We start from the raw sequence: 22,098 nt of genomic DNA, 5'->3' as shown, positions 1-22,098 counted from the left end.
GATCCTCCATCATGTAGGTGAGGAGCTCGCGGAACAGCGAGGTGCAGATCGCGTCGACTTCCTCGTCGCCCTTCCACACCGCCATCGCCGCCGGCAAATCGTGCGCGGCATAGGCGTCCAGCACCGACTTGACCTGCTGTTGCACGAGGTCGGTCATGTGCTCTAGGCCGCGAAACAGCTTCAGCGGGTGGAAGTCCGTTTCCAGTGCCGCCACGCGCTTGCCCATGTTCTTGGCAAGGTCGCCGATGCGCTCGAGATCGGTCGCGACGCGCATGGCGCCGACGATCTCGCGCAGGTCTACCGCCATCGGCTGGCGGCGGGCGATCGTGAGCACCGCGCGCTCTTCGATACGCTTCTGCAGCGCGTCGATATCGGCGTCGGTGGCGACGACGCGCTGACCGAGCGCGACGTCGCGGCGGATCAGCGCGTCGACGGAATCGACGATCATGCGCTCGGCGATGCCGCCCATTTCGGCGACGAGGCGCGTGAGCTCCTGGAGGTCGCTGTCGAAGGCCTTTACAGTATGTTCAGAACCCATGTTCCGTCTCCTCAGCCGAACCGGCCGGTGATGTAATCCTGCGTGCGCCGATCGGTCGGCGACGTGAAGATCTTGCTGGTGTCGTCGAACTCGATCAGCTCGCCGAGATACATGAAGGCGGTCTTGTCGGAGACGCGCGCCGCCTGCTGCATGTTGTGGGTGACGATCGCGATCGTGTAGTTCTCGGACAGTTCCTGGATCAGCTCCTCGACCTTGGCGGTCGAGATCGGATCGAGCGCCGAGCAGGGCTCGTCGAACAGGATCACCTCGGGCCGCACCGCGACGGTGCGGGCAATGCAGAGGCGCTGCTGCTGACCGCCGGAGAGCGAGAGGCCGGAGGCGTTGAGCTTGTCCTTGACCTCGTTCCACAGCGCGCCGCCACGCAGCGCCTTCTCGACCCGGCCGTCCATCTCGGATTTCGAGATCTTCTCGTAGAGACGGATGCCGAAGGCGATGTTCTCGTAGATCGTCATCGGGAACGGCGTCGGCTTCTGGAACACCATGCCCACGCGCGCGCGCAGCAGGTTGAGGTCGAGCTTGGGGTCGAGGATGTTGGTCTGGTCGAGCAACAGCTGACCGTCCGCGCGCTGGCCCGGATAGAGATCGTACATCCGGTTGAAGATACGCAGCAGGGTGGACTTGCCGCAGCCGGACGGGCCGATGAAGGCCGTGACGCGGTTGGCGCCGAGCACCAGGTTGATGTTCTTCAGCGCGTGGTGATCGCCATAGTAGAAGTTGAGGTTGCGCGCCGTGACCTTGGCGGGCGCCTCGGGAAGCGGCTGCGAGCCGGGGTGAACGGTCGGCGCACTGACGGAAACAGACATTTCACTCATTTCGGAGTCCTCTCGGCGCCGATGATGCGCGCGCCAATGTTAAGGGCAAGCACGGTCAGGGTAATCAACAACGCGCCGCTCCAGGCGAGCTGCTTCCAATAGGCGTAGGGGCTCTGCACGAAATTGTTGATGGTCACCGGCAGGTTGGCCATCGTCTTGTCCAGGCCCAGGCTGAAGAACTGGTTCGAGAGCGCAGTGAACAGCAGCGGCGCCGTCTCGCCGGCGACGCGTGCGGTGGCGAGCAGCACGCCGGTGATCAGGCCGGCCCGTGCCGCGCGATAGGCGATGCGCTTGATCACCAGCGAACGCGGAAGGCCGAGTGCGCTGGCGGCTTCACGAAGCGGGTTCGGCACCAGCAGCAGCATGTCCTCCGTGGTACGCACGACGACCGGGATCACGATCACGGCGAGCGCCAACGCGCCTGCAATGGCCGAGAAGCCGCGCATCGGCACCACCACTGCGCCGTAGATGAACAGGCCGATGATGATCGAGGGCGCCGAGAGCAGGATGTCGTTGATGAAACGGATGACCGAGGTCAGCCTGTCGTTGCGGCCGTATTCGGCGAGATAGGTGCCGGCGAACATGCCGAGCGGCGCGCCGATGCCGACGCCGATCGCGGTCATGATCAACGAGCCGACGATGGCGTTGCGCAGGCCGCCCTCGGTCGATCCGGGCGGCGGCGTGTCGGCGGTGAAGACCTGGAAGCTGAGCCCGGCCAGGCCGTTGTAGAACAGCGTGACCAGGATCAGCGCGAGCCAGGTGACGCCGAACGCGGCGGCTGCGATGCAGAGACCGCGAATGATGATGTCTCCGCGGCGGCGGCGTGCATAGATCGGGTTCATGGCTTCACTTCCCGGCCTTGGTTTCGAGGCGCATCAGCATCAATCGGGCGGCTGCGAGCACGAAGAACGTCAGCACGAACAGGAGCAGACCGAGCAGGATCAGGCCGGACTGGTGCAGGCCGTCGCTCTCGGCGAACTCGGAGGCGATCGCCGCCGAAATCGTCGTGCCCGGGGCGAAGATCGACGAGGAGATCCGGAACGAGTTGCCGATGATGAAGGTCACCGCCATGGTCTCGCCGAGCGCGCGTCCCAGCGCCAGCATGACGCCGCCGATGATGCCGACGCGGGTGTAGGGGATCACCACGCTGCGGACGACTTCCCACGTGGTGCAGCCGACCCCATAGGCGGCTTCCTTCAACACCGGCGGCACCGTCTTGAAAACGTCAACCGAGATCGAGGTGATGAAGGGCAGCACCATGATGGCGAGGATCAGCGCGGCGTTGAACAGGCTGAGATAGGACGGGGGACCGGCGAAGATCGCGCCCAGCACGGGAACGCCGTCGAACACGCTGATCATGAATGGCTGGAAGGTGTTGGCCAGGAACGGGCCCAGCACGAAGAAGCCCCACATGCCGTAGATGATCGAGGGAATGCCGGCGAGCAGTTCGATCGCCATGCCGATCGGGCGGCGCAGCCATTGCGGACAGAGCTCGGTGAGGAAGATCGCAATGCCGAGACCGACGGGAATGGCGATCAGCATCGCGATGAAGGAGGTGACGAGCGTGCCGTACATCGGCCCGAGCGCGCCAAGCACAGGCGGATCGGCCGAAGGGGCCCAACGCTGCGTCCACAGGAACGACAGGCCGTATTCCTTGATCGCCGGGAAGGCGCCCACGATCAGCGAAATGATGATGCCGCCGAGAATGAGCAGCACCGAGATCGCAGAAAGCCGCGTGATCCAGTAGAAGGTGACGTCACCCAGCTTGAACGCGCTCAACGCCTTGGCGCGGTCATACGGTCCGGCAGCATCAATTACATTGCTCTCGACAGCCATCTCAGCCACGCCGATCCCCTATTTTACGTCACGCCATATACACGCCGCCAATAGAGGCGGTCATGTCGACAATCTGTCCCGCGCGCTCGGGAAACTTTAACCGGGCCCGCGAGGTGCGCGGCCCGATGGGAGATACTCCCAACGGACCCGGAATCTCGAAGGCTCCGGGCTCTCTCGCTTCACTCGCGCCCCGGAAATACGGGGCGCGAGCTTCGTGACGGTGCAATCAGCTCTTAATTTCCGACGACCACGTCTTCTCGATCTGCTTCACGACCGAGTCGGGCATCGGGATGTAGTCGAGCTCCTCCGCCATCTTGTCGCCCTTCTCGAACGCCCACTTGAAGAACTTGATGGCTTCCTGGGATGCCGCCTTGTCGGTCGCATCCTTGTGCATCAAGATGAAGGTCGCACCCGTGATCGGCCACGACGTTTCACCCGGCTGGTCGGTCAGGATCACATAGTAATTCTTGGAGCCGGCCCAGTCGGCATTGGCGGCTGCAGCTTGGAAGGCCGCAACGGTCGGCTGCACGGTCTTACCAGCCTTGTTGATCAGGGCACCGTAGGTCAGCTTGTTTTGTTTGGCATAGGCATACTCGACATAGCCGATCGAGTTCTTGGTCTGGCTGACATTGCCCGCGACGCCTTCATTGCCTTTGGCGCCTACACCCGCTGGCCACTCGACGGCGGTACCGGCACCGACCTTCGTCTTCCACTCGGCATTGGTCTTCGAAAGGAAATCGGTCCAGATGAACGTGGTGCCGGAGCCGTCCGAGCGACGCACGACGGTGATGGCGTCCGAGGGGAGCTTCACCTTGGGGTTAAGCTTGGCGATCGCTGGGTCATTCCACGTCTTGACCTTGCCCAGATAGATGTCGCCCAGCAACTCACCAGAAAACACCAGCTCGCCCGACTTGATCCCTTCGAGATTGACGACCGGCACCAAGGCACCCATCGCCTGCGGCCACTGGATCATTCCATCCTTTTCAAGTTGCTCGGACTTGAGCGGCATATCGCTCGCGCCGAAGGTCACGGTCTTGGCCTGGATCTGCTTGATGCCGCCACCGGAACCGATCGACTGGTAGTTCAGACCGTTGCCCGTCTCCTTCTTGTAGGCGTCAGCCCACTTCGAATAGAGCGGGAACGGGAAGGTCGCGCCGGCACCCGTGATGTCAGCGGCAAGCGCCACCGTCGTCGATGCGGCGACCAAGCCGACAGCGACCATCGTCTTGATGAAATTCATGCTGGTCTCCATACAGGGGAGCGAAGCGCCATCAGCGCCCGATCGCGCTCCCCGCGCCGCCCCGTTTAGGAGCGGACCGCTGTGCTTTTACGAAGGTTACGTGACAGTTGGATGACACATTCAATCCATTGAAATCACTGAGATTTCAGCTCGCGACGGGAGCCTTTCCCTGGGGAAAACAAGCGGTGAAGGTGGCGCCCTGTTTGGGCACGCTTTCGATCAGAAGCCGGCCGCGATGACGGTTAAGAATATGTTTCACCAGCGATAATCCGAGCCCGGTGCCGCCCTGCGAGCGGCTGTCGCCGACATCGACCCGGTAGAACCGCTCGGTCAGCCGTGGCAGGTGTTCCGGAGCGATGCCCGGGCCGAAATCGCGGACCATGATCCGGATTTCCTGAGTTCCGTCAGCGGCCGCGGCTTGATTCAGCGACACGATGACGCGTCCGCCCGAGGCGCCGTATTTGAGCGCATTCTCGATCAGGTTCTCGAACAGGCGAAGCAGCTCCTCACGGTCCCCCGCAATCATCACCGGCGGGTCCGGCAGTTGGATCTCGACCTCGACCTGACGCTCGCGCGCCAGCGGCTCGAGCCCGTCGGCGACCTGGCGGATGATCGGGATGAGATCGACCAGGGTGTCGGGCCGGACATGGGCGGACAGCTCGACCCGCGACAGCGACAAGAGATCGTCGATCAGGCGCGCCATGCGGGTGGCCTGGTTGTGCATGATGCCGAGGAAGCGCTCGCGGGCCTTGGGATCGTCCTTGGCCTGGCCCTGGAGCGTGTCGATGAAGCCCGACAGCGCGGCGAGCGGCGTGCGCAGCTCGTGGCTGGCGTTGGCGACGAAGTCGGCGCGCATCTCTTCGACCCGGCGCAGCGGCGTCTGGTCGTGGAAGGTCATCAGCATGCATTTGTCGGCGCCGCCGAAGCTGGTCGGCACCGGCACCGGCGTGATCATCAGCTCCATCCAGCGATCGACCGGAACGTGGTCCAGATAGGTCGCGCGCCGCGCCTCGGTGGTCGCGATCGCCTCGCGCAGCGCCGTGATGATCTCCGGCGAGCGCAGTGCGAACTGGGCCAGTTCGTTCCGGCGCAGTGCCGGCGCGAGCTGGGCGGCGGCGGCATTGAGATGGATGACGCGACCCGCGCGGTCGAGCAGCACCGCCGGATCCGGCATGCCGGCAACCACCGCGGCCACCGCCGCGCTCTCGACCGGGTTGATGCGCCTGACGTCGTCGCGGGAGGCCGCGGGATCATGCAGCCGCCACGGGATCAGGGCTGCTGCTGCGATGCAGAGGAACACGATCGCGGCGTGCAGCGCCGACAATTCGCCGAGCGAGACCACGATGGACAGCGCCAGCGCCGCGGCGATCAGGATGATGGTCGAGTGCCGCAGCCGGTCGGACCAGGGCTGGGCGGGGGGAGAAGATGGGGCGTCGATCGCCATTTGGGCGGCTTCTCCTTGAGGCGTTGCGCCGGTCAGGCGCCGCCGTCGCTGCGCTCTCTCGCATAGGCGGCTTCACGCGCGGGGCCGGGGTCGAGCTTGAGCGCCGCCTGTTGCAGGCGCTTCGAACGTGCGCCGATGATAACTTCTCGAAGCGTCAGCAAGATTACAGACAGGACGAAGGGGGAGAGATAATACAGGATGCGGAACAGGAGCATGCCGCCCAGAAGCTCCTCGCGGTCCATCTGCCAGAGGCCGACCAGCATGGCGGCGTCGAACACGCCGAGCCCCCCCGGGGAATGGCTGGCAAAACCGAGCAGGGTGGCAGAGACGAAGATCACCGCGACTACGACGAAGCCGACATGGGGCTCGTCCGGCACCAGGACATACATCGCCAGCGCGCAGAAGCCGAGATCGACGATGCCGATCGCGATCTGGAGCAGCGTCAGCGGGCCGCCCGGCAGCACCACGGTCCAGGGGCCGCGGCCGACCACCCGCGGCTGGGTCCAGACCCAGACCACGTAGCCGATCAGCGCCACGATGATCATCAGCGCCAGCGTCCGGTTCAGCCAGGGGGGAAGCTGGTCGATCGAGGCGGCGGCCTCCGGGTGATAGGCGATGCCGAGACCGAGCACGGCGGCATTGCCCAGCCAGAACGTCAGGCCGGCGAGGAAGCAGATCTTTGCGACGTCGATCGCGTTGAGGCCATAGGCCGAATAGATCCGGTAGCGCACTGCGCCGCCGGTGAAGACGGAGGCGCCGACATTGTGGCCGATCGAATAGCTGGTGAAGGCCGCGAGCGCATTGATCCGGTAGGGCACATGGCCATGGCCGATCGCGCGCGTGGCGAAGAGATCGTAGAAGGTCAGGGTGAAGTAGCCTGCGGCAACGAACAGCGCCGCCATCGCAATCTGGCTCGGCTCGGTGCTCTTGATCGCTTCGAGCACCTCGTTGAAATCGATGCCGCGCAGCATGTGGTAGAGCACATAGCAAGCGATGCCGATGACCGCGACGCTGATCACAACTCCAAGCTTATGCAGGATTTGCTTCTGGCGCAGAAACGACGTCGCCCTGCGTATGGCTTCCAGCATCTAGACCTCGAACAACGCTTCAGCGGCCAGGGTGGCCGGCGGACAGGCGGACGACGCACAGGCACTCAACGAACCCTCGCCGCCGGCTCCGGCGTCGCGCATGCCCCCTGCCCTTCCACTAGCCTGTTTTCGGGCGGAGTGGAATTCGCCAATTCGAACAAAAACACGTGCCTTCAGTATTTTAGGCAGGGTGACGGCTCCCGGTGCAGGGTTTGACGCCTTCGGCGGCAAGGCTTGACGCGAATCTCCATGGCAATCCTGCGCAAGCGCCATGAAGTTTTGATGATTTCGGCCGCACAATGTTCCGTCACGCCTTAAGTCCACGTCAATCTATGGGCCCGGCCTGCCTGTTGAAAGAGGGGGCGATCGACGTGGCCGGCCACCGCCTTGTGATGCGCCGAAAGGCCGCGGACACATCTCGTCCCCTTGGGGGAGGGTGCACAGCAACATCACAGAGAGGCAGGCGGGGCGGTGCGCGAGACCACGCGGTCGCGCAGCCAGGCACCGATGGTGCAGCCGACGAGATAGCAAGCGAACATGATCAGGCCGAGGTCGAACCAATAGCCGAAACGGCCGGGGACCACATGGGCGAGCGAAGCCGCGACCAGGGCGACAGCCAGCGCGGCGAGCCACCAGGCCGTCACCTTCGAGGTACCCTTGCCGCGCTGGACCACCGAGATCCAACCCATGCAAAAGCCCAGCAGCAGCGAGCCGATCAGCCAACCCAGATGAAACGAGACGAGATAGGGCATCGTCACCTCACCAGAAATTCGATGCGGCGGTTCTGCGCCTTGCCCTCATCGGTATCATTGCCGGCGACGGGCTGCGTGCTGCCCTGGCCCACCGCAGTGAAGCGGCTGGGGGGCAGGCCCGCCTTGACCAGATAGTCGATCACCGCCTGGGCGCGCTTTTCGGAGAGATCCTGGTTGAAGGAGTCCTCGCCGTCGGCGTCGGTATGTCCCACGACCTCGATATTGACGGTGGGACAGCGCAGCGCCGTCTCGATGAGGCGATCGAGAATACCGGCTGAATCGGGATCGATCTCCGCGCGCTTGTTTGCGAAGCGGATCTTGCTCTTGGTCAGCAGCTCCGAGAACAATTGCTGGCACACGGTGCCGTCGACCGGGCCTGCCGCGGGCTTCACCGTGATCTCCGGCTTGTACTGCCAGCTCTTCGGGAAGTCCTTGCCCAGCCCTGCGCGGATCTCGGCGGCGGCGCCCTCGTAGAGCGCATCGCCCGACAGCTTCACCTCGCGATCGGAGACGACGAGCGTTCCGGTCGACAGCCGCGACAGCGCGCCGAGCGCGGCGACGACCGCGGTGTTGAAGGCGCCGGGTGCGCCGATGCTGGCCTTGAGATTGTCGACGACCTTTTCGGTGAAGAACTTTCGCGAGGCGCTGGTGGCGATCGCGGCGTGGACGTTGTTGTCGGGAACATAGCCGGTTAGCGTCACCGTCGCGGCGACCGGGTCCTTGTAGGCCTGGAAGATGTAGGGCGGCGCCTTGATTTCGTTGGCGGCAATCGAAAAGCCCTCGGGCAGGTTCTTCAGCGCCGCCGCAATCGCCTCCCGGCCGCCGAGCTCGCGCGCCATGCCGGACAGGTGGACCTTAGTGTCCGTGATCGTGATCTTGCCGTCCTTGAGCTTGCCGATCTGATCCAGGAGCAGCATCGCGGCGGCCTCGAACCGCGGCGGCGCGCCCCGCGCCAGCCCCATCTGGTCGGCGACCTCGACACCGCCGACTTCCTTTCGGGCCGCCTCGGTCAGCCGGGCCTTCATCGAGGGCAGGGGCGCGGAGCCCGACAGCGTCACCCGCACCACGTCGCGCTCGGCGTTCCAGACGAAGGGGTTGGCCTCAGGAACAAGGCGGGTCCGGTCGTCGACCAGTCGCACGCCGGGGACGGTTTCGACCGCTGTCACGGCGTCGCGGCGCCCCTCCTCGGAAAACGCCTCCGCGGCCAGCCGGACGTCGCGGCCATCGACCGCGATCCGGGTCTTGTCCAGAACGGTATCCTTCAACGCCGCCGAGCTGCGGGCCGACAGATCGGCCTCGACCGGTAACGTATTGTTCCAGGCCGCAAATCCCCACATGACGACCAGAGGGATCAACCCCAGCCACCACTTGCTGGCCCACGAGAAAAGCTTCTGCATTAGACGACCCGAACTCTGGAAACGGAGACAAAACAAACCCTTGGCAGGCTGTCAAACCGGAAATGGGGCCTGCCTGGCGAACCTCCGTGGACAATCGGACTAACTTTTTCTTCAAGGGTTCTTCCGTAAGTTGAGGACGGAATGCCAGAGCCCCCGGCCGGTCATGAAACAACTGCGTAACAACGTCATCCGTGCCGGGCTGGGAGCACTCTATTTCAGCGGGGCGCACCACCTGTTGCGCCCGCTCCTGTCGGGCGTCGGCGCCATCTTCATGCTGCACCATGTGCGGCCGGCGCGAGAGGCCGCGTTCCAGCCGAACCGGCACCTCGAAGTCACCCCCGAATTCCTGCGCGCCACGCTGTGCCATTTGCGCGCGCGCGACATCGACATCGTCAGCATGGACGAGCTGCATGAGCGGCTGGTGCAGGGCCGGTTCGACCGCCGCTTCGCCGCCTTCACTTTCGACGATGGTTATCGCGACAATCTGGAGCACGCATTGCCGGTGCTGCGCGAATTTGACGCGCCGCTGACGGTCTATGTGACGAGCGATTTTGCCGAAGGGACCGGACGGCTGTGGTGGACGGCGCTGGAGGCCGTGATCGCCGGGACCGAGCAGATCGACATCCAGATCGGCAATTCCGCGCTGCGGCTCGATGCGACGACGCCGGCAGCCAAGCAGGCGGCGTTCGACCGCCTGCATGACTGGCTGCGCGCGCTGCCGGGCGAGCAAGATCTTGCGCGCGAGATCGGAGCGCTGTGCACGAGGTACGGTGTCGACATGGGAGCGCTGTGCCGCAGCCTCTGCCTGTCCTGGGCCGAGCTGAAGACATTTGCCGCCGATCCCCTGGTCACGATCGGCGCGCACAGCATCAGCCATTGCAACCTCGCCAAGCAGGCGGAAGACGCAGCCGCGCAGGAGATGGCCGTGAGCCGCGCGCGAATCGAGCAGGCGCTGGAGCGCCCCGTAATGCATCTCGCTTACCCCTATGGCGACCGCGAGGCTGCGGGGATGCGCGAATTCGCCCTTGCCGCCGCGACCGGCTTCAAGACCGCGGTGACGACGCGGCCCGGCATGCTGTTCGCGGAGAATGCCGGCCACATGACCGCGCTGCCGCGCGTTTCGCTGAACGGCAATTACCAGGACGCGCGCATCCTGCCGGTGCTGACCTCGGGCGCCGCGACCGCGATGTGGAACGGCTTCCGCCGCATCGCCGCGGCCTAGCCGCGCTCCGCGCTCGTCCCGGACAAATGCGCCTTCCTTGACTCCCCTCCCCGCCCCGCTCACAACGGGCGCCAACCCAGGGAGGCATCATGTTCAACGATCTGTTCTCGCTCAAAGGCCGTGTCGCGCTGGTGACCGGCGGCTCGCGCGGTATCGGCAAGATGATCGCGGCGGGATTTCTCCATGCCGGCGTAGCGAAGGTCTACATCACCGCACGCAAGGCCGGGCCGTGCGAGGAGACCGCCAAGGCCCTCACCGCACAATATGGCGGCGAATGCATTGCGTTGCCGATCGACATCTCCACGGTCGCCGGCTGCGAGCTGCTCGCGAGTGAATACGGCAAGCGCGAGTCCAGGCTCGACATCCTCGTCAACAATGCGGGCGCGGCCTGGGGCGCGGAGTTCGACGAATTTCCCGAGAGCGGCTGGGACAAGGTGATGAACCTCAACGTCAAGGCGCCGTTCTTCCTGACCAAGTCGCTGGCGCCGACGCTGCGCGCGTCAGCGAGCGCTGAACGGCCGGCGAAGGTAATCAACATCGCCTCGATCGACGGCATCTTCGTCAATCCCGGCGAGACCTATTCCTATGCCGCGAGCAAGGCCGGGCTGATCCATCTGACGCGGCGCATGGCGGTGAAGCTCATCCCGGACCACATCGTCGTCACGGCGATCGCGCCGGGCCCGTTCAAGTCCGACATGAACCGCGCCGCGCGCGACCACGCCGACGAGGTCGCAACGCGCGTCCCCGTGGGCCGCATCGGCACCGACGAGGATATGGCGGGCGCTGCGATCTACCTGGCCTCGCGCGCCGGCGACTACGTGGTGGGAGCGACCATCGCGGTTGACGGCGGCATCGTCTATGCGAACCCGGGGATCAAGGGCAGCGGGTGGGACAGTGATTGATGGGGCAGTCACCCGTCGCGCGCAAGGGGGGGCAGAACCAAAACGTCGAAAACAACCCCATGCACAGTAGAATCCCCCTTGATCGATAAGGGATTTTCGAACAGCGCGGGGACGACCCGTGCAGCCGCGATGATGTTGACACGCCGGGCAAAACACGTCCGAGCCGTGGCCGGATATGACGCGGCCACGGCTCCAGCACGACGGTCTCTGGGACCGTGTTCCCCTCGCGGGTGTGACACCACCAGTGGACGGTCACGCCCGGCGAGCCAGGAAATGGAGCCCGACGAGCGCGGGCGAGCCGAGCAGAAGCCATGACGCGGCGTCCCAGAATCCATCGCCCAACAATGCGAAGGTCAGGCCGAGCGCGGAGATTGCTGCGATGACGACCGGCCAGCGATAGACGGCCCAGACGGTGTGGGTGCCCTGTCGTGTGCGTGGCATCATGCTTCCCCGACGCGTTCGACGCCGAGCACGCGTTCGGGCCGTCTCACCCGTGCCGAACGCCGCTTGCCCGAGAGATAAAGGCCCGTGACCAGAACCATGATCGTGAAAACGTCCAGCACGGCCCACACGATCTTGAGCGGCGTTCCGCCATAGTCGCCGAAATGGAGGGGCTGGGACAGCAGTAGCGTCTGGACGTACCACGGCATGTCGCGCGTGTCGGTGAACGATCCATCGCTCGCATCGATGAGCACGGGCTTGAGCAGCCTTGAGGTGACCGGCTCGTTCCCGCGCATGAAGATGGCATAATGACTTCTGCTGGAGAACACGGAGCCGGGATAGGCGACGAATGACGGGGTCATGTTTGGCAGCCGCGCTCGTGCCGTCGCGACGGCCGCTTCGACCGAAGCGAGCTTTGCCGGGCGCGGACGACCGCCGTGCTCTCCGACCATTTCCGCGAGCTGGCCATATTGCCAAGCCTTGATGAGCAGATCGGCACAGGTGTTCAATACCCCTGTCGAGCCGACAACCAGAACCCACAGGATCGTCACGGCGCCGAGTAGATTATGGACATCGAACCATTTGGCGAGCTTTGACCGGCCCTTCCGAATGGTGCCGAAGCTCATCTTGCGCATTGCCGGGCCATACACCACGACGCCTGAGACCACAGCGATCAGAAACAGGACGCCCATCACACCAAGGAACAGCTTGCCGGGGAGCCCCAGAAACATCTCGGTATGCAATCGCAGGAGGACGTACGTGAGACGGCCGCGGATGTCGGGCTCGTCCAGGTAGGCGCCCGTCGTCACATCCATCCTCAAATCGCGATTGTCACGGAAATCGGCGTCCGGCGACTTGGCGATGCTTACAAGCAAGGCCTCCGGCTCGTCCCTGTCCCACAGCAAGAACTGGATGAATGCGCCCGGCAGGACAGCGAGGGCATTCTTCTCGATGACATCCAGACTGGCGAGCGGCCTGCCGGGGATGATCGCCGTTGCCTTGGTCTCTTCGTAAAGGAACTCGTCGATCTCGTGATGGAAGATGAGCGGCAAGCCGGTGATGCACAGCATCAACAGGAACAGCGTGCAGACCAGGCTGCTCCATCGATGTATCCATGACCACGTCCTGATCGCCGAGCGTTTCACTTGGTCACGAGGCTCGTCTGCAGCGGTCTTTCGGGAGCCGGCGGCCACTTGTAGCTCAGCGTGCCCAACACCGTCCGCGCGATGCCGAGCCCGCAATTGTTGGTGCCGAAGCAGTTGGTCACGTAGTAGGTGTCACCCACATTCGTGACGTTCAAGCGCGCCGTCAGACCTTTGAGATCGTTGCGGAGGTAGCCGAAATCGTACGAGAGAGCCGCGTCGAACACCGTCGAACTCGGCACGAGCAAGGTGTTCAGCGCATCGCCGTAGCTGTTGCCGACGTGGCGCACGCCGCCGCCGACGCCCAGCCCGCCGAGCGCCCCCGAGCGGAAAGTGTAGAACGCCCATAGCGAGGCGGTTTCGAGCGCGACGTTGGGCTGATAGAGCCCGACGGTTCCCTCGGTGCTCGCGGTGACCTTGGGAACGAGGCGCGAGTAGCCCGCGACCAGATCGAGCTCCCGGTTGAGACTGACCTTGGCCTCCAGCTCGACGCCCTTGACGTTGACCGCACCCGTCTGTGTCTGAAACTGCGGCAGGGCCTGGTCCGTCGTCAGGACATTGCGTTGATCGGTGTCGAAAAGCGCGGCGGTGAACAGCGCGTTCATGAATGTCGGCTGGTACTTGACGCCGACCTCCCGCGTCGTGCTGGTTCTCGGCCTGAACGGATTGCTGAAGCGGTCGGTGCCGGACGTCGGGTCGAAGCTGGTGGCGTAGCTGACGTAAGGCGCGACACCGGCGTCGAAGACATAGGATAATGCGGCGCGATAGGTCGTCGCGGTGTCGGTCTTCCGCACCACGGAGCTTGCCAGATAATCGTTGAGTTCCTGGTCGGCGTTGTCGTAGCGGCCGGTCAACGTCAGAACCAGCCGATCGAACTTCGCTTGATCCTGCAGGTAGACGCCGGTCTGCTTGGTGGTGGTCCGATTGTTGGTGAAGGGCAGGTAGAGAATGTTCTGAGGTACGCCGTAGACCGGATTGAAGACATCGATCGGCGTCGCGCCGGCGCCGAGAGTGAAGCTGTACGATGACGATGTGTCGTAGTAGTCGATCCCCGCGAGGACCTTGTGACCCACGGGGCCGGTCGCAAAATCGGCCTGGACCTGGCTGTCTATGGCACCCTGGTCGGACTTCTGCCCGACCCGCAGGTTTGCGCGCGGTACCGTGCGAAAGTCCGCCGCCAAGGGCCCGAACGGCGCGAAGCTGTCGATATTGGACTCCAGTCGTGCAAGGCGGGCATTCTGGCGGAACTGAAAAACGTCGTTGAGGCGGTGCTCGAAGACATAGCCGATGGCGTCGTAGCTTAGATTGCGAAAATCATTGTCAGGTTCGCCGAAATATCTGCTGTAAGGAATCTTCCCGTTCGGATTGAACAAGGCCGAACCGAATCCGGGAGCATATTGCTGATAGCCGCGACCGCTTTCGCGCTGCGTCGAGGCGAGCATCGTCAACGTGGTGTCGACGGTCGGCCGGACGGTGACGCTCGGCGCGAGATAGTAATTGTTGTCCTGGACGAAATCGAGCTGCGTGTCCGACAGCTTCCCTGAACCGACGAACCGATAGGACAGGATCGGATCGACAGGACCGCTGAAATCGAAGAAGCCCTCCTTCCGGTTGAAGTTTCCGAACCGGACTCCGACCTCGTTCTGCTGGTGGTCGGTCGGACGCTTGCTGATGACGTTGAGAAGGCCGCCGGGAGGGGTTTGGCCGTAAAGGCTCGACGACGAACCGCGCAGCAACTCGATGCGCTCGACACCGTATGTGTTGATCCTCGGCACCACCTCGGTGGCGACGTCGCCCAGGGTCCGGAGGCCATCCACGTAGGTCGGCACGGCGAATCCCCGCACGACCGGAAGGTCGTAAAGGGAATTGGATCCGTATGTGCCGAGCATGACACCGGGTGTGTAGAGAAGCGCCTGGGCCAGGTCGGTGGCGCCGCGCGCGGCGATTTCGTCCTTGGTCACGACCGAGATCGACTGTGGAGTCAGGAGCAACGGCGTATCCGTCTTGGTGCCGGTCACGCTTTGGCGCGCTACATAGCCGACGGCCGGCCCCGTGCCGCGTTCGGGCCGCGCCCCCTCGGCGTTGAGGTTCGGCGTCGACGCTTGTTGAGACGCGACGGTGCGCCGCGCCACCGCGCGGGTCCGAGCCGCTCTTTGTCGCGACGCCGCTGCCGTCGAGACGCGTGGTTTGGGGGCTTCCACCGTCACCGGCGGCAGGGTCGACGATTGGGCTTCTGCGTCGCTCCAGGTGCCCAACGACAATGCAAGACAGCTGACTGCGCCGACAACGGCGGTCTTGGAAACATCATTCCTTCGCACAAACACACCCCGAACTGATCGCCAAACAACTTGGCTTCCCCGCTGTTCGGTTTAGCGAGACCTCATCACGAGTGCATCGGGACGTGGCGTTAGAATAACTTCAAAATCATATTCAAGCGCGCCAGCCTCATGTGCTAGATTGCCAGAGCGCATCGACGATTTAGAACGAGTCTAGATAGATGACGCAGAGCGCTGCTTTCAAAGAACCGAAGCGGGCCTTCGACCTGGACATCGCGATGCCGATCTCTCCCCAGCCGATCTACGCGAGCGACATCACATCGCTCTCGACGCCGGGTTCATCGGTCACGGTCGCAACGGCAAAGGCCACGAACCTCGAACGGCCGCTCGCACACGGATGGATCGATGAGGCCGTGATACAGCCGGGCTTCGAGGTCTTCGCCGCAAGTTATGACAGCCACGCGGCGTACAGCGTCAATACGACCGCCGAGGCGGGCTTTTTCTTTGGCTTGAACCTTGGTGACGTCGACAGCGCGGACGTGCCGAAACAGGAGCTCCACCTCCCGAGCGGCACCTTCGGGACCATGTCGCTGGACGAACCTCTGGCCATCCGCTTGCATCGCGGCGAGAGGAAACATCAACGGCGATGCGGCATCACCTTGCGTCCAGAGTGGATCGCGTCCGGCATGTTCGAGCGGTTCGAGGATTCCGGCATCATCGCCAGGACGGTGACCCGACGCGGCATATCCGAAGCGAGTGCGGCTTCGACCGGCCTGCTGTCTGCTGCCGCACGATTGTTCGCGGCGTTCGAATCCAGGGGACCATTGGCCACGTTGCGCCGGGAAGCGGCAGCGCTGGGATTCCTTGCCGAGGCCTTCACCGGCGCCGACGAGTCGCGGCAGTACCGGCCCGCGGCCCGGATCGAGGTCGCAAGGATCAGGCGCGTGAAGGACATGCTGGACAGCCTGGCGCCCGATGTTGAGATCAGCCTCGTCGCGTTGGCGGCCGCGCATGGAATGAGTGTTCGCTCGTTGTGCCGCCACTTCCGGATGACCTTCGGCACGACCGTGTTCGCTTACGTCGCGCAGCGGCGCATGGACCGCGCGCGCACCGCCTTGGAGCGCGATGGCTTCACCGTCGATCAGGCCGCCTATATCGCCGGCTTCGCTCACTCATCCAATTTTTCGTCCGCTTTTCAGCGGCGTTACGGCTATCGGCCCGGCAAGGGATCATCCTGGAGGCGGAGCGAGTAGCGCTACCACGCGCCTGAAAAGCCGGATGCAATCCTCGCTGTCCAATCGCCCAGGCGCATGTCGGGCAGGCCTGAAGCCATTTCCATGGCGCGATGGACCGATCCCACCGTCGCCGAGAGCCGATTGCAGATGATAGCAACGACCGAAAGCTGCTGATCGGCCCCGGCGCACCCTGTTTTGGAACCGATGTGGCGTCACGGTGACAGCCATTTGCTTGAAACCGGATATCCTGCGAAGCACTCTGCAAGGGGTCAGACTGGGCTTGCAATATGATGAAGCTTATCGCGACGCTCGCCATTTCGGCGGCACTCACCGGATCGGCTGTTGCGGCGGACCTGGCCGCCCGGCCCTACACCAAGGCGACGGTCCCTGCCGTCTACGACTGGACCGGTTTCTACGTCGGCGCCAACGGCGGCGGCGGCTGGGCTCGCAAGTGCTGGGACATGTTCTCCCTGTTCGGCGCGCCCCGCCCGGTGGCGACCGAAGGATGCCACGATGCGACCGGCGGCACGGTCGGCGGACAGATCGGCTACCGTTGGCAAGCCAGCAACTGGGTCTTCGGCCTCGAGGCGCAAGGCAACTGGGCTGACTTCAAGGGGTCCAATACCAGCCTCGTGTTTCCCGCCCCCTTTGGCCAGATCAACCGCAGCAAGGTTGACGCGTTCGGCCTGTTCACCGGTCAGGTCGGCTACGCCTGGAATAACGTCCTTGGATACGTGAAGGGCGGCGCCGCTGTCGCCCACGACAAGTACGAGGGTATCGACATCCCGACGAACGCCGTGTTCGATCGTGCGAGCGAGACCCGCTGGGGCGCCGCCGTCGGCGCCGGCATCGAATATGGCTTCGCCCCGAACTGGTCGCTCGCGGTCGAATACGATCACCTGTTCATGGGCAAGCGCGACATCGGTTTCAACTTCGTGCCGCCCTTTGCGGGGCCATCGCGTGGCGACACCATCCGTCAGGATATCGACGTGGTCACCGCCCGCATCAACTACCGCTTCGGCGGCCCGGTCGTCGCCCGCTACTGACCGGAAGACGCCCTCTCTGACAACAAAGCCCCGGTGACGTACGGGGTTATTGCGATCGTTTGATGATCCGTCGATCCGTGACGGCGTATGCGCGATGGGATCAGGTTTGATTGGGCGTCACCGGCGGTGCACGCCCTCGCCCGCTTGCGGGAGAGGGTTGGGGAGAGGATTTTTGCGCATTGGGATTCTCCCCTAGAGGAGAAGCCCTCACCCGGCGCGCGGGACGATGCTTCGCATCGCCCGGACGCGCCGACCTCTCCCGCAAGCGGGAGAGGTTGCACCGAGCCCGCGGCAATCGATTCGACCTGACGCGATTCCGATTAACAGCCGTTACGACTCGATCTTCACGTACTCGAAATCGCCGGGCTTGTTGTCGATGCCGACCTTGGGCGGCGAGATCCAGGAGGCGAACTGGCCGATCTCGGTGACGGGCTGCATCAGCGAGGTGATGAAGTCGCCGTCGCTTGCCGAGGGCAGCCATTCGTCCTTGCGCTTGGCCCAGGTGGCGTCGTCGATCAGGATGCCGTCGGGCGTCGCGTGAACGTCCTTGAACTCGCCGATGTGGCGGTGGAAGGCGACGTTGGGAAGCTTGAGCTGGAAATCATAGCCCGCAGTCGAGATCACCTTGTTCCAGCGCAGCATGCCCTTGACGCAATCCTGGCTGTAATCGTCGCGCAGGCGCATGTTGAGCGCGGTCAGCGCCGGCTCGTCGACCAGCTTGATCTCGCCGTTGATCAGCTTGAGCACCGGATAGGTGGAGCTCTTGAGCTGGTGGTCGTCCTCGATCTGGGTCTCGTGATAGCGGCCCTTGATGCCGGCGTTGAAGGCGTTGGCCGCGTTGGTCGAGACTTCCGAGCCGAACAGGTCGAGCGACAGCGTGTAGTGCAGGTTCAGCTTCTTCTGGATGGTCGGCAGGTCGATCACCCCGAGCGCGCGCACCTTGGCGATGTCCGTGGGATCGGTGATGCCGGCCGCGCGCATCGCATCGCAGGTGCGCTGCACGACACGGGTGATCCCGGTCTCGCCGACGAACATGTGATGCGCTTCCTCCGTCAGCATGAAGCGGCAGGTGCGTGACAAGGGGTCGAAGCCCGACTGCGCCAGCGAATGCAGCTGCATCTTGCCGTCGCGGTCGGTGAAATAAGTGAACATGAAGAAGGACAGCCAGTCCGGCGTCGCCTCGTTGAAGGCGCCCAGCATGCGCGGCGCGTCGGCATCGCCGGAGCGGCGGCGCAGCAAATCGTCGGCTTCCTCGCGGCCGTCGCGGCCGAAATATTTCTGCAGCAGATAGACCATGGCCCAGAGGTGGCGGCCTTCCTCGACATTGACCTGGAACAGGTTGCGCATGTCGTAGAGCGAGGGCGCGGTCTTGCCGAGATGGCGCTGCTGCTCGACCGAGGCCGGCTCGGTGTCGCCCTGGATCACGATCAGGCGGCGCAGCATGGCGCGATGCTCGCCCGGCACTTCCTGCCAGGCCGGCTCGCCATAGTGCTCGCCGAACGGAACGACCCGGTTCTCTTCCTGCGGCGCAAGCAGGATGCCCCAGCGATATTCGGGCATGCGAACATAATCGAACTTGGCCCAGCCGCGCGGATCGACCGAGTAGGCGGTGCGCAAATAGACCAGCGATTCCTGGAAGCCTTCCGGGCCCATGTCGCTCCACCAGTCCATATAGCCGGGATGCCAGCCCTCCAGCGCTTTCAGCACCTGGCGATCTTCGGCGAGATTTACGTTGTTCGGAATCTTGGTCGAGTAGTCGACGTTCATGATGTTCATGTTCATGGCCGTGCTCCTTGCGATCTCTTTCCGTCATGCCCGGCCTTGTGCCGGGCATCCACGTTCTTGCTTCCTCGAGCCAAGGACGTGGATGGCCGGGACATTTGTGCGAAGACGCGCTTCGCGCTTTTGCCCGGCCATGACGCAGTGAATGTCATCACACCCGCGTCATATCGAATTTCGGCTTCTGGCCGCTGCCGTAGCGGCGCAGCGCGCCTTCCTCGCCGACGGCATTGGGACGCTGGAAGATCCAGTTCTGCCAAGCGGTGAGGCGCGAGAAGATCTTCGATTCCATGGTCTCGGGACCGACGAAGCGCAGGCTCGCTTCCATGCCGGTGAGGCTGTCGGGCGAGAAGCTGGCGCGCTCCTCCAGGAACACGCGAACCTCGTCGTCCCAGTCGATGTCGTCGAGTGCGAAGGTGACGAGGCCGAGCTCCTCCGCCTGCTCCGCGTCGAGCGCGGTGCCGAGCGTGGCTTCCGCGCGCTCCACATCGGACGGATCGGCCTGGAAGCGCGATTGCAACCGCGTCAGGCCGTGGCTCATCGGATACGGACCGAAATTCATCGCCGAGAGCTCGATCGACGGCGGCGGGCGGTTGTCGCCCTGACGCGTGCCGATCAGCATGTAGGAGCGGTCGGCGGCAAACACGAGCTCGGCGAGCGTGCCGGCAAAGCAGGAGCCGGGCTCGACCAGCGTCACCAGCGTGCGCGAGGTGACGTCGATGCGCTTGAGCACCCGCTTCCAGTAATGCCTGATCTCGTTGACCAGCCAGTGCGCCTTGTTCGCTTCGAGGAAGGCGTCGTGCGCGAGCACATGGGCGCGGTCGCCATGGCTCTTGAACACCAGCATGGCGATCTCGAGCTCGTTGATGCGCAAGTGCAGGATGGCGTCGTCGAGCTCGCGCGCGACCTGGAGCGGCCAGAACGAGGCGCCTTGCGCCATCATGCCGTCGATGTCGGCCGGCGGCGCGGCCTCCGGCGCCTTGATCGAGATGGTGGCGATCCGCGCCGCGCGATCGATGTCGACGGTGACGAAGCCATAGCGGATGCTGGTCTCGTCGATGACGCGCTGGAGCGGCGTCAGCGCGATGCCCTTGCCGCTGCCCTTGCGTTTCGACTGGCCTGCGAACTCCTTGGCACGCTCGGCGATCCTGGCTTCCAACTTGGAGTTCGGCGCGATCTCGTCGACGAGGCGCCATTGCACCGCGCGCTTGCCCTTCACACCCTCCTCGATGGTGCAGAAGAAGTCGGCGTGATCGCGGCGAACCTTGCGCTTGTCGACCACGCGCGTGAGGCCGCCGGTGCCGGGCAGCACCGCGAGCAGCGGCACTTCGGGCAGCGCAACGGCGGACGAGCCGTCGTCGGCGAGGATGATGTGGTCGGTCGCTAGCGCCAGCTCATAGCCGCCGCCGGCGGCGGAGCCGTTGACGACGGTGATGAAGCGCTGGCCGGAATTCTCGCTAGAATCTTCCATGCCGTTGCGGGTCTCGTTGGTGAATTTGCAGAAGTTCACCTTGTGCGCGTGAGTCGAGCCCGCGAGCATGCGGATGTTGGCACCGGCGCAGAACACGCGGTTCTTGGCCGAGCGCATCACCACGACCTTGACCTCGGGATGCTCGAAGCGCAGCCGCTGGAGCGCGTCGGCGAGCTCGATGTCGACGCCGAGATCGTAGGAATTGAGCTTGAGCAGATAGCCCTCGAACAGGCCGCCGTTCTCGTCGACATCCATCGTCAGCGTCGCGACGTCGCCCTCGACCGCGAGCTTCCAATGCTTGTAGCGGGACGGTTCGGTCTGGAAATCGATGAATGTCGCGCCGCCTGCGAGGCGCCGATCTTCCCCGGCCATGAGCCACCCTTGAGCTTGCTTATGCATTCTGGATCGTTAGATGCACAATAATGCATCTTATTGGGTTAGTCCAGCCCGAATGTCGGACCTATATGCACTTTGCTTCATCCACCCACGCACATGCCTCATGCCGCCTGAAGCCCAGGATCGTCCCGCAAGGCGGCCTTGGCGAACGGCACGATGGCCTCGAGGGTCGGTCCGGCGGCCTCGCGATGCGGCGAATGCGCGGCGCCGGCAATGATTTTCAGATCGACGGGGCAGTAACATTCCTCCTGCGCGATCTCGGCCTGACGCAGCGTCCCATATTGATCGTCGACGCCCTGCACGATCATGACGGGCACGCGGATATAGGCGAGGTATTCCGAGATATCCCAATCGCGGAATTTCGCGTCGAGCCAGGCGCCGTTCCAGCCGTAGAACGCGTTGTCGACGTCCTTGTGCCAGCGCGCCAGCTTTGCCCTGAGGTCCGTGGTTTCGAACGTCGTCTTGATCGCAGCGATCGATTTGACCGAGACGTCCTCGACGATGAAATGCGGCGCGACCAGCACGAGGCCGTTCAGGCGATGATCCTGATGCGCCCCGGCATAGATCGTCGCGATCGAGGCGCCGTCAGAATGGCCGAGCAGGAGGCCACGCTTGAACCCGATCGCATCGAGCAGCTTCGGCAGCACGTCCAGCGCCTCGCGCTGCATGTAGTCGAGCGGCCGCGGCAGCGCGGCCGGGCTGGACTGGCCGTAGCCTGCGCGCGAATAGGCGAAGATGCCGGCACCGGTGGCCTGCTGCAGCTTCTCAGGGAAGTCGCCCCAGAGACCGACGCAGCCGAGGCCTTCGTGCAGCATGACGATGGTGGGGGCATCCGCGGCGCGCGGCGCGAGCCATTTGTATTCGAGGCTGGCGCCGTCGATGTCGAGGAAGCCGGTGGGGGTGAGGTTGGTCATGGTCGAATTCCCATTCCTAGCCAATGCCGAGTTGCCACCCTCCCCTGGAGGGGGAGGGTCGATTCACAGCGAGCGCAGCGAGATGTGAAGCGGGGTGGGGTGACAGTCTCTCCACAGAGGCAGCGCCCGTGTGGAGAGATCACCCC

At 64.1% G+C, this 22,098-nt stretch carries 19 protein-coding genes; 4 read left to right on the top strand and 15 right to left on the bottom strand.

The features are described from left to right. The 9 genes from phoU to JHD07_RS08775 form a co-directional block, all read right to left on the bottom strand. The coding region (phoU, locus tag JHD07_RS08815) for a phosphate signaling complex protein PhoU (protein ID WP_291621134.1) at positions 1–538 on the bottom strand (538 nt) is incomplete at its 3' end. 11 nt (positions 539–549) lie between these two features. Beyond that, positions 550–1,371 carry a phosphate ABC transporter ATP-binding protein PstB gene (pstB, locus tag JHD07_RS08810; RefSeq protein WP_291621132.1) on the bottom strand — a complete coding sequence of 274 codons (822 nt, stop codon included), beginning with the start codon at positions 1,369–1,371 and terminating at the stop codon, positions 550–552. Next, a complete protein-coding gene (gene pstA / locus JHD07_RS08805; RefSeq protein WP_291621130.1) occupies positions 1,368–2,213 on the bottom strand; it encodes a phosphate ABC transporter permease PstA in 846 nt (281 codons plus the stop codon). The genes pstB and pstA overlap by 4 nt, the downstream gene beginning before the upstream one ends. Positions 2,214–2,217: 4 nt before the next feature. Next, entirely contained in the window at positions 2,218–3,207 is a 990-nt protein-coding gene (gene pstC, locus JHD07_RS08800) for a phosphate ABC transporter permease subunit PstC (RefSeq protein WP_291621136.1), read from the bottom strand. A 226-nt stretch (positions 3,208–3,433) separates the two neighbouring features. After that, positions 3,434–4,447 carry a phosphate ABC transporter substrate-binding protein PstS gene (gene pstS, locus JHD07_RS08795; protein WP_291621128.1) on the bottom strand — a complete coding sequence of 338 codons (1,014 nt, stop codon included), beginning with the start codon at positions 4,445–4,447 and terminating at the stop codon, positions 3,434–3,436. 145 nt (positions 4,448–4,592) lie between these two features. Next, a complete protein-coding gene (locus JHD07_RS08790) occupies positions 4,593–5,891 on the bottom strand; it encodes an ATP-binding protein (protein WP_291621126.1) in 1,299 nt (432 codons plus the stop codon). Positions 5,892–5,923: 32 nt separating this feature from the next. Further along, the gene (locus tag JHD07_RS08785; protein ID WP_291621125.1) at positions 5,924–6,979 is read right to left on the bottom strand and encodes a lysylphosphatidylglycerol synthase domain-containing protein; all 1,056 of its coding nucleotides are present in this window, start codon (positions 6,977–6,979) and stop codon (positions 5,924–5,926) included. A gap of 449 nt (positions 6,980–7,428) precedes the next feature. Next, the gene (locus JHD07_RS08780; RefSeq protein ID WP_291621123.1) at positions 7,429–7,731 is read right to left on the bottom strand and encodes a hypothetical protein; all 303 of its coding nucleotides are present in this window, start codon (positions 7,729–7,731) and stop codon (positions 7,429–7,431) included. A gap of 2 nt (positions 7,732–7,733) precedes the next feature. Then, positions 7,734–9,128, bottom strand: a complete 1,395-nt coding sequence (locus tag JHD07_RS08775) for an OmpA family protein (protein ID WP_291621121.1) — start codon at positions 9,126–9,128, stop codon at positions 7,734–7,736. A 163-nt stretch (positions 9,129–9,291) separates the two neighbouring features. Here JHD07_RS08775 and JHD07_RS08770 point away from each other — a divergent pair, with 163 nt between their 5' ends. Both JHD07_RS08770 and JHD07_RS08765 read left to right on the top strand, forming a co-directional pair. After that, on the top strand, positions 9,292–10,350 hold the full coding sequence (locus JHD07_RS08770; RefSeq protein WP_291621118.1) for a polysaccharide deacetylase family protein: 1,059 nt from the start codon (positions 9,292–9,294) through the stop codon (positions 10,348–10,350). Positions 10,351–10,439: 89 nt separating this feature from the next. After that, positions 10,440–11,252, top strand: a complete 813-nt coding sequence (locus JHD07_RS08765) for an SDR family oxidoreductase (RefSeq protein WP_291621116.1) — start codon at positions 10,440–10,442, stop codon at positions 11,250–11,252. Positions 11,253–11,504: 252 nt separating this feature from the next. Here the strand turns inward: JHD07_RS08765 and JHD07_RS08760 are convergent, their stop codons facing one another. Genes JHD07_RS08760 through JHD07_RS08750 form a run of 3 tightly spaced genes read right to left on the bottom strand, consistent with a single transcriptional unit; the run spans position 11,505 to position 14,967 of the window. Next, the gene (locus JHD07_RS08760; protein ID WP_291621114.1) at positions 11,505–11,693 is read right to left on the bottom strand and encodes a hypothetical protein; all 189 of its coding nucleotides are present in this window, start codon (positions 11,691–11,693) and stop codon (positions 11,505–11,507) included. Continuing rightward, complete coding sequence (locus tag JHD07_RS08755; RefSeq protein WP_291621112.1) at positions 11,693–12,838, bottom strand: PepSY-associated TM helix domain-containing protein; 1,146 nt, start codon at positions 12,836–12,838, stop codon at positions 11,693–11,695. The genes JHD07_RS08760 and JHD07_RS08755 overlap by 1 nt, the downstream gene beginning before the upstream one ends. Continuing rightward, a complete protein-coding gene (locus tag JHD07_RS08750) occupies positions 12,835–14,967 on the bottom strand; it encodes a TonB-dependent siderophore receptor (protein ID WP_291621110.1) in 2,133 nt (710 codons plus the stop codon). Before JHD07_RS08750 ends, JHD07_RS08755 begins: the two co-directional genes overlap by 4 nt. Before the next feature lie 365 nt (positions 14,968–15,332). Here JHD07_RS08750 and JHD07_RS08745 point away from each other — a divergent pair, with 365 nt between their 5' ends. Continuing rightward, positions 15,333–16,364 carry an AraC family transcriptional regulator gene (locus JHD07_RS08745; protein WP_291621108.1) on the top strand — a complete coding sequence of 344 codons (1,032 nt, stop codon included), beginning with the start codon at positions 15,333–15,335 and terminating at the stop codon, positions 16,362–16,364. 269 nt (positions 16,365–16,633) lie between these two features. Beyond that, the gene (locus JHD07_RS08740) at positions 16,634–17,392 is read left to right on the top strand and encodes an outer membrane beta-barrel protein (RefSeq protein WP_291621106.1); all 759 of its coding nucleotides are present in this window, start codon (positions 16,634–16,636) and stop codon (positions 17,390–17,392) included. A gap of 330 nt (positions 17,393–17,722) precedes the next feature. Here JHD07_RS08740 and boxB read toward each other — a convergent pair whose 3' ends face one another. From boxB to JHD07_RS08725, 3 genes are all read right to left on the bottom strand, one after another. Continuing rightward, positions 17,723–19,174, bottom strand: coding sequence for a benzoyl-CoA 2,3-epoxidase subunit BoxB (boxB, locus tag JHD07_RS08735; protein WP_291621104.1), 1,452 nt, complete (start codon positions 19,172–19,174; stop codon positions 17,723–17,725). Positions 19,175–19,325: 151 nt separating this feature from the next. Then, the gene (boxC, locus tag JHD07_RS08730; RefSeq protein WP_291621102.1) at positions 19,326–21,014 is read right to left on the bottom strand and encodes a 2,3-epoxybenzoyl-CoA dihydrolase; all 1,689 of its coding nucleotides are present in this window, start codon (positions 21,012–21,014) and stop codon (positions 19,326–19,328) included. Between the two features lie 125 nt (positions 21,015–21,139). Continuing rightward, the gene (locus JHD07_RS08725; RefSeq protein ID WP_291621100.1) at positions 21,140–21,952 is read right to left on the bottom strand and encodes an alpha/beta hydrolase; all 813 of its coding nucleotides are present in this window, start codon (positions 21,950–21,952) and stop codon (positions 21,140–21,142) included. Positions 21,953–22,098 lie beyond the last annotated feature (146 nt).

The organism is Bradyrhizobium sp., assembly GCF_016462955.1.
In the GTDB taxonomy this organism is placed as follows: domain Bacteria; phylum Pseudomonadota; class Alphaproteobacteria; order Rhizobiales; family Xanthobacteraceae; genus Bradyrhizobium.
This window is presented reverse-complemented; position numbering and strand designations above follow the sequence as displayed.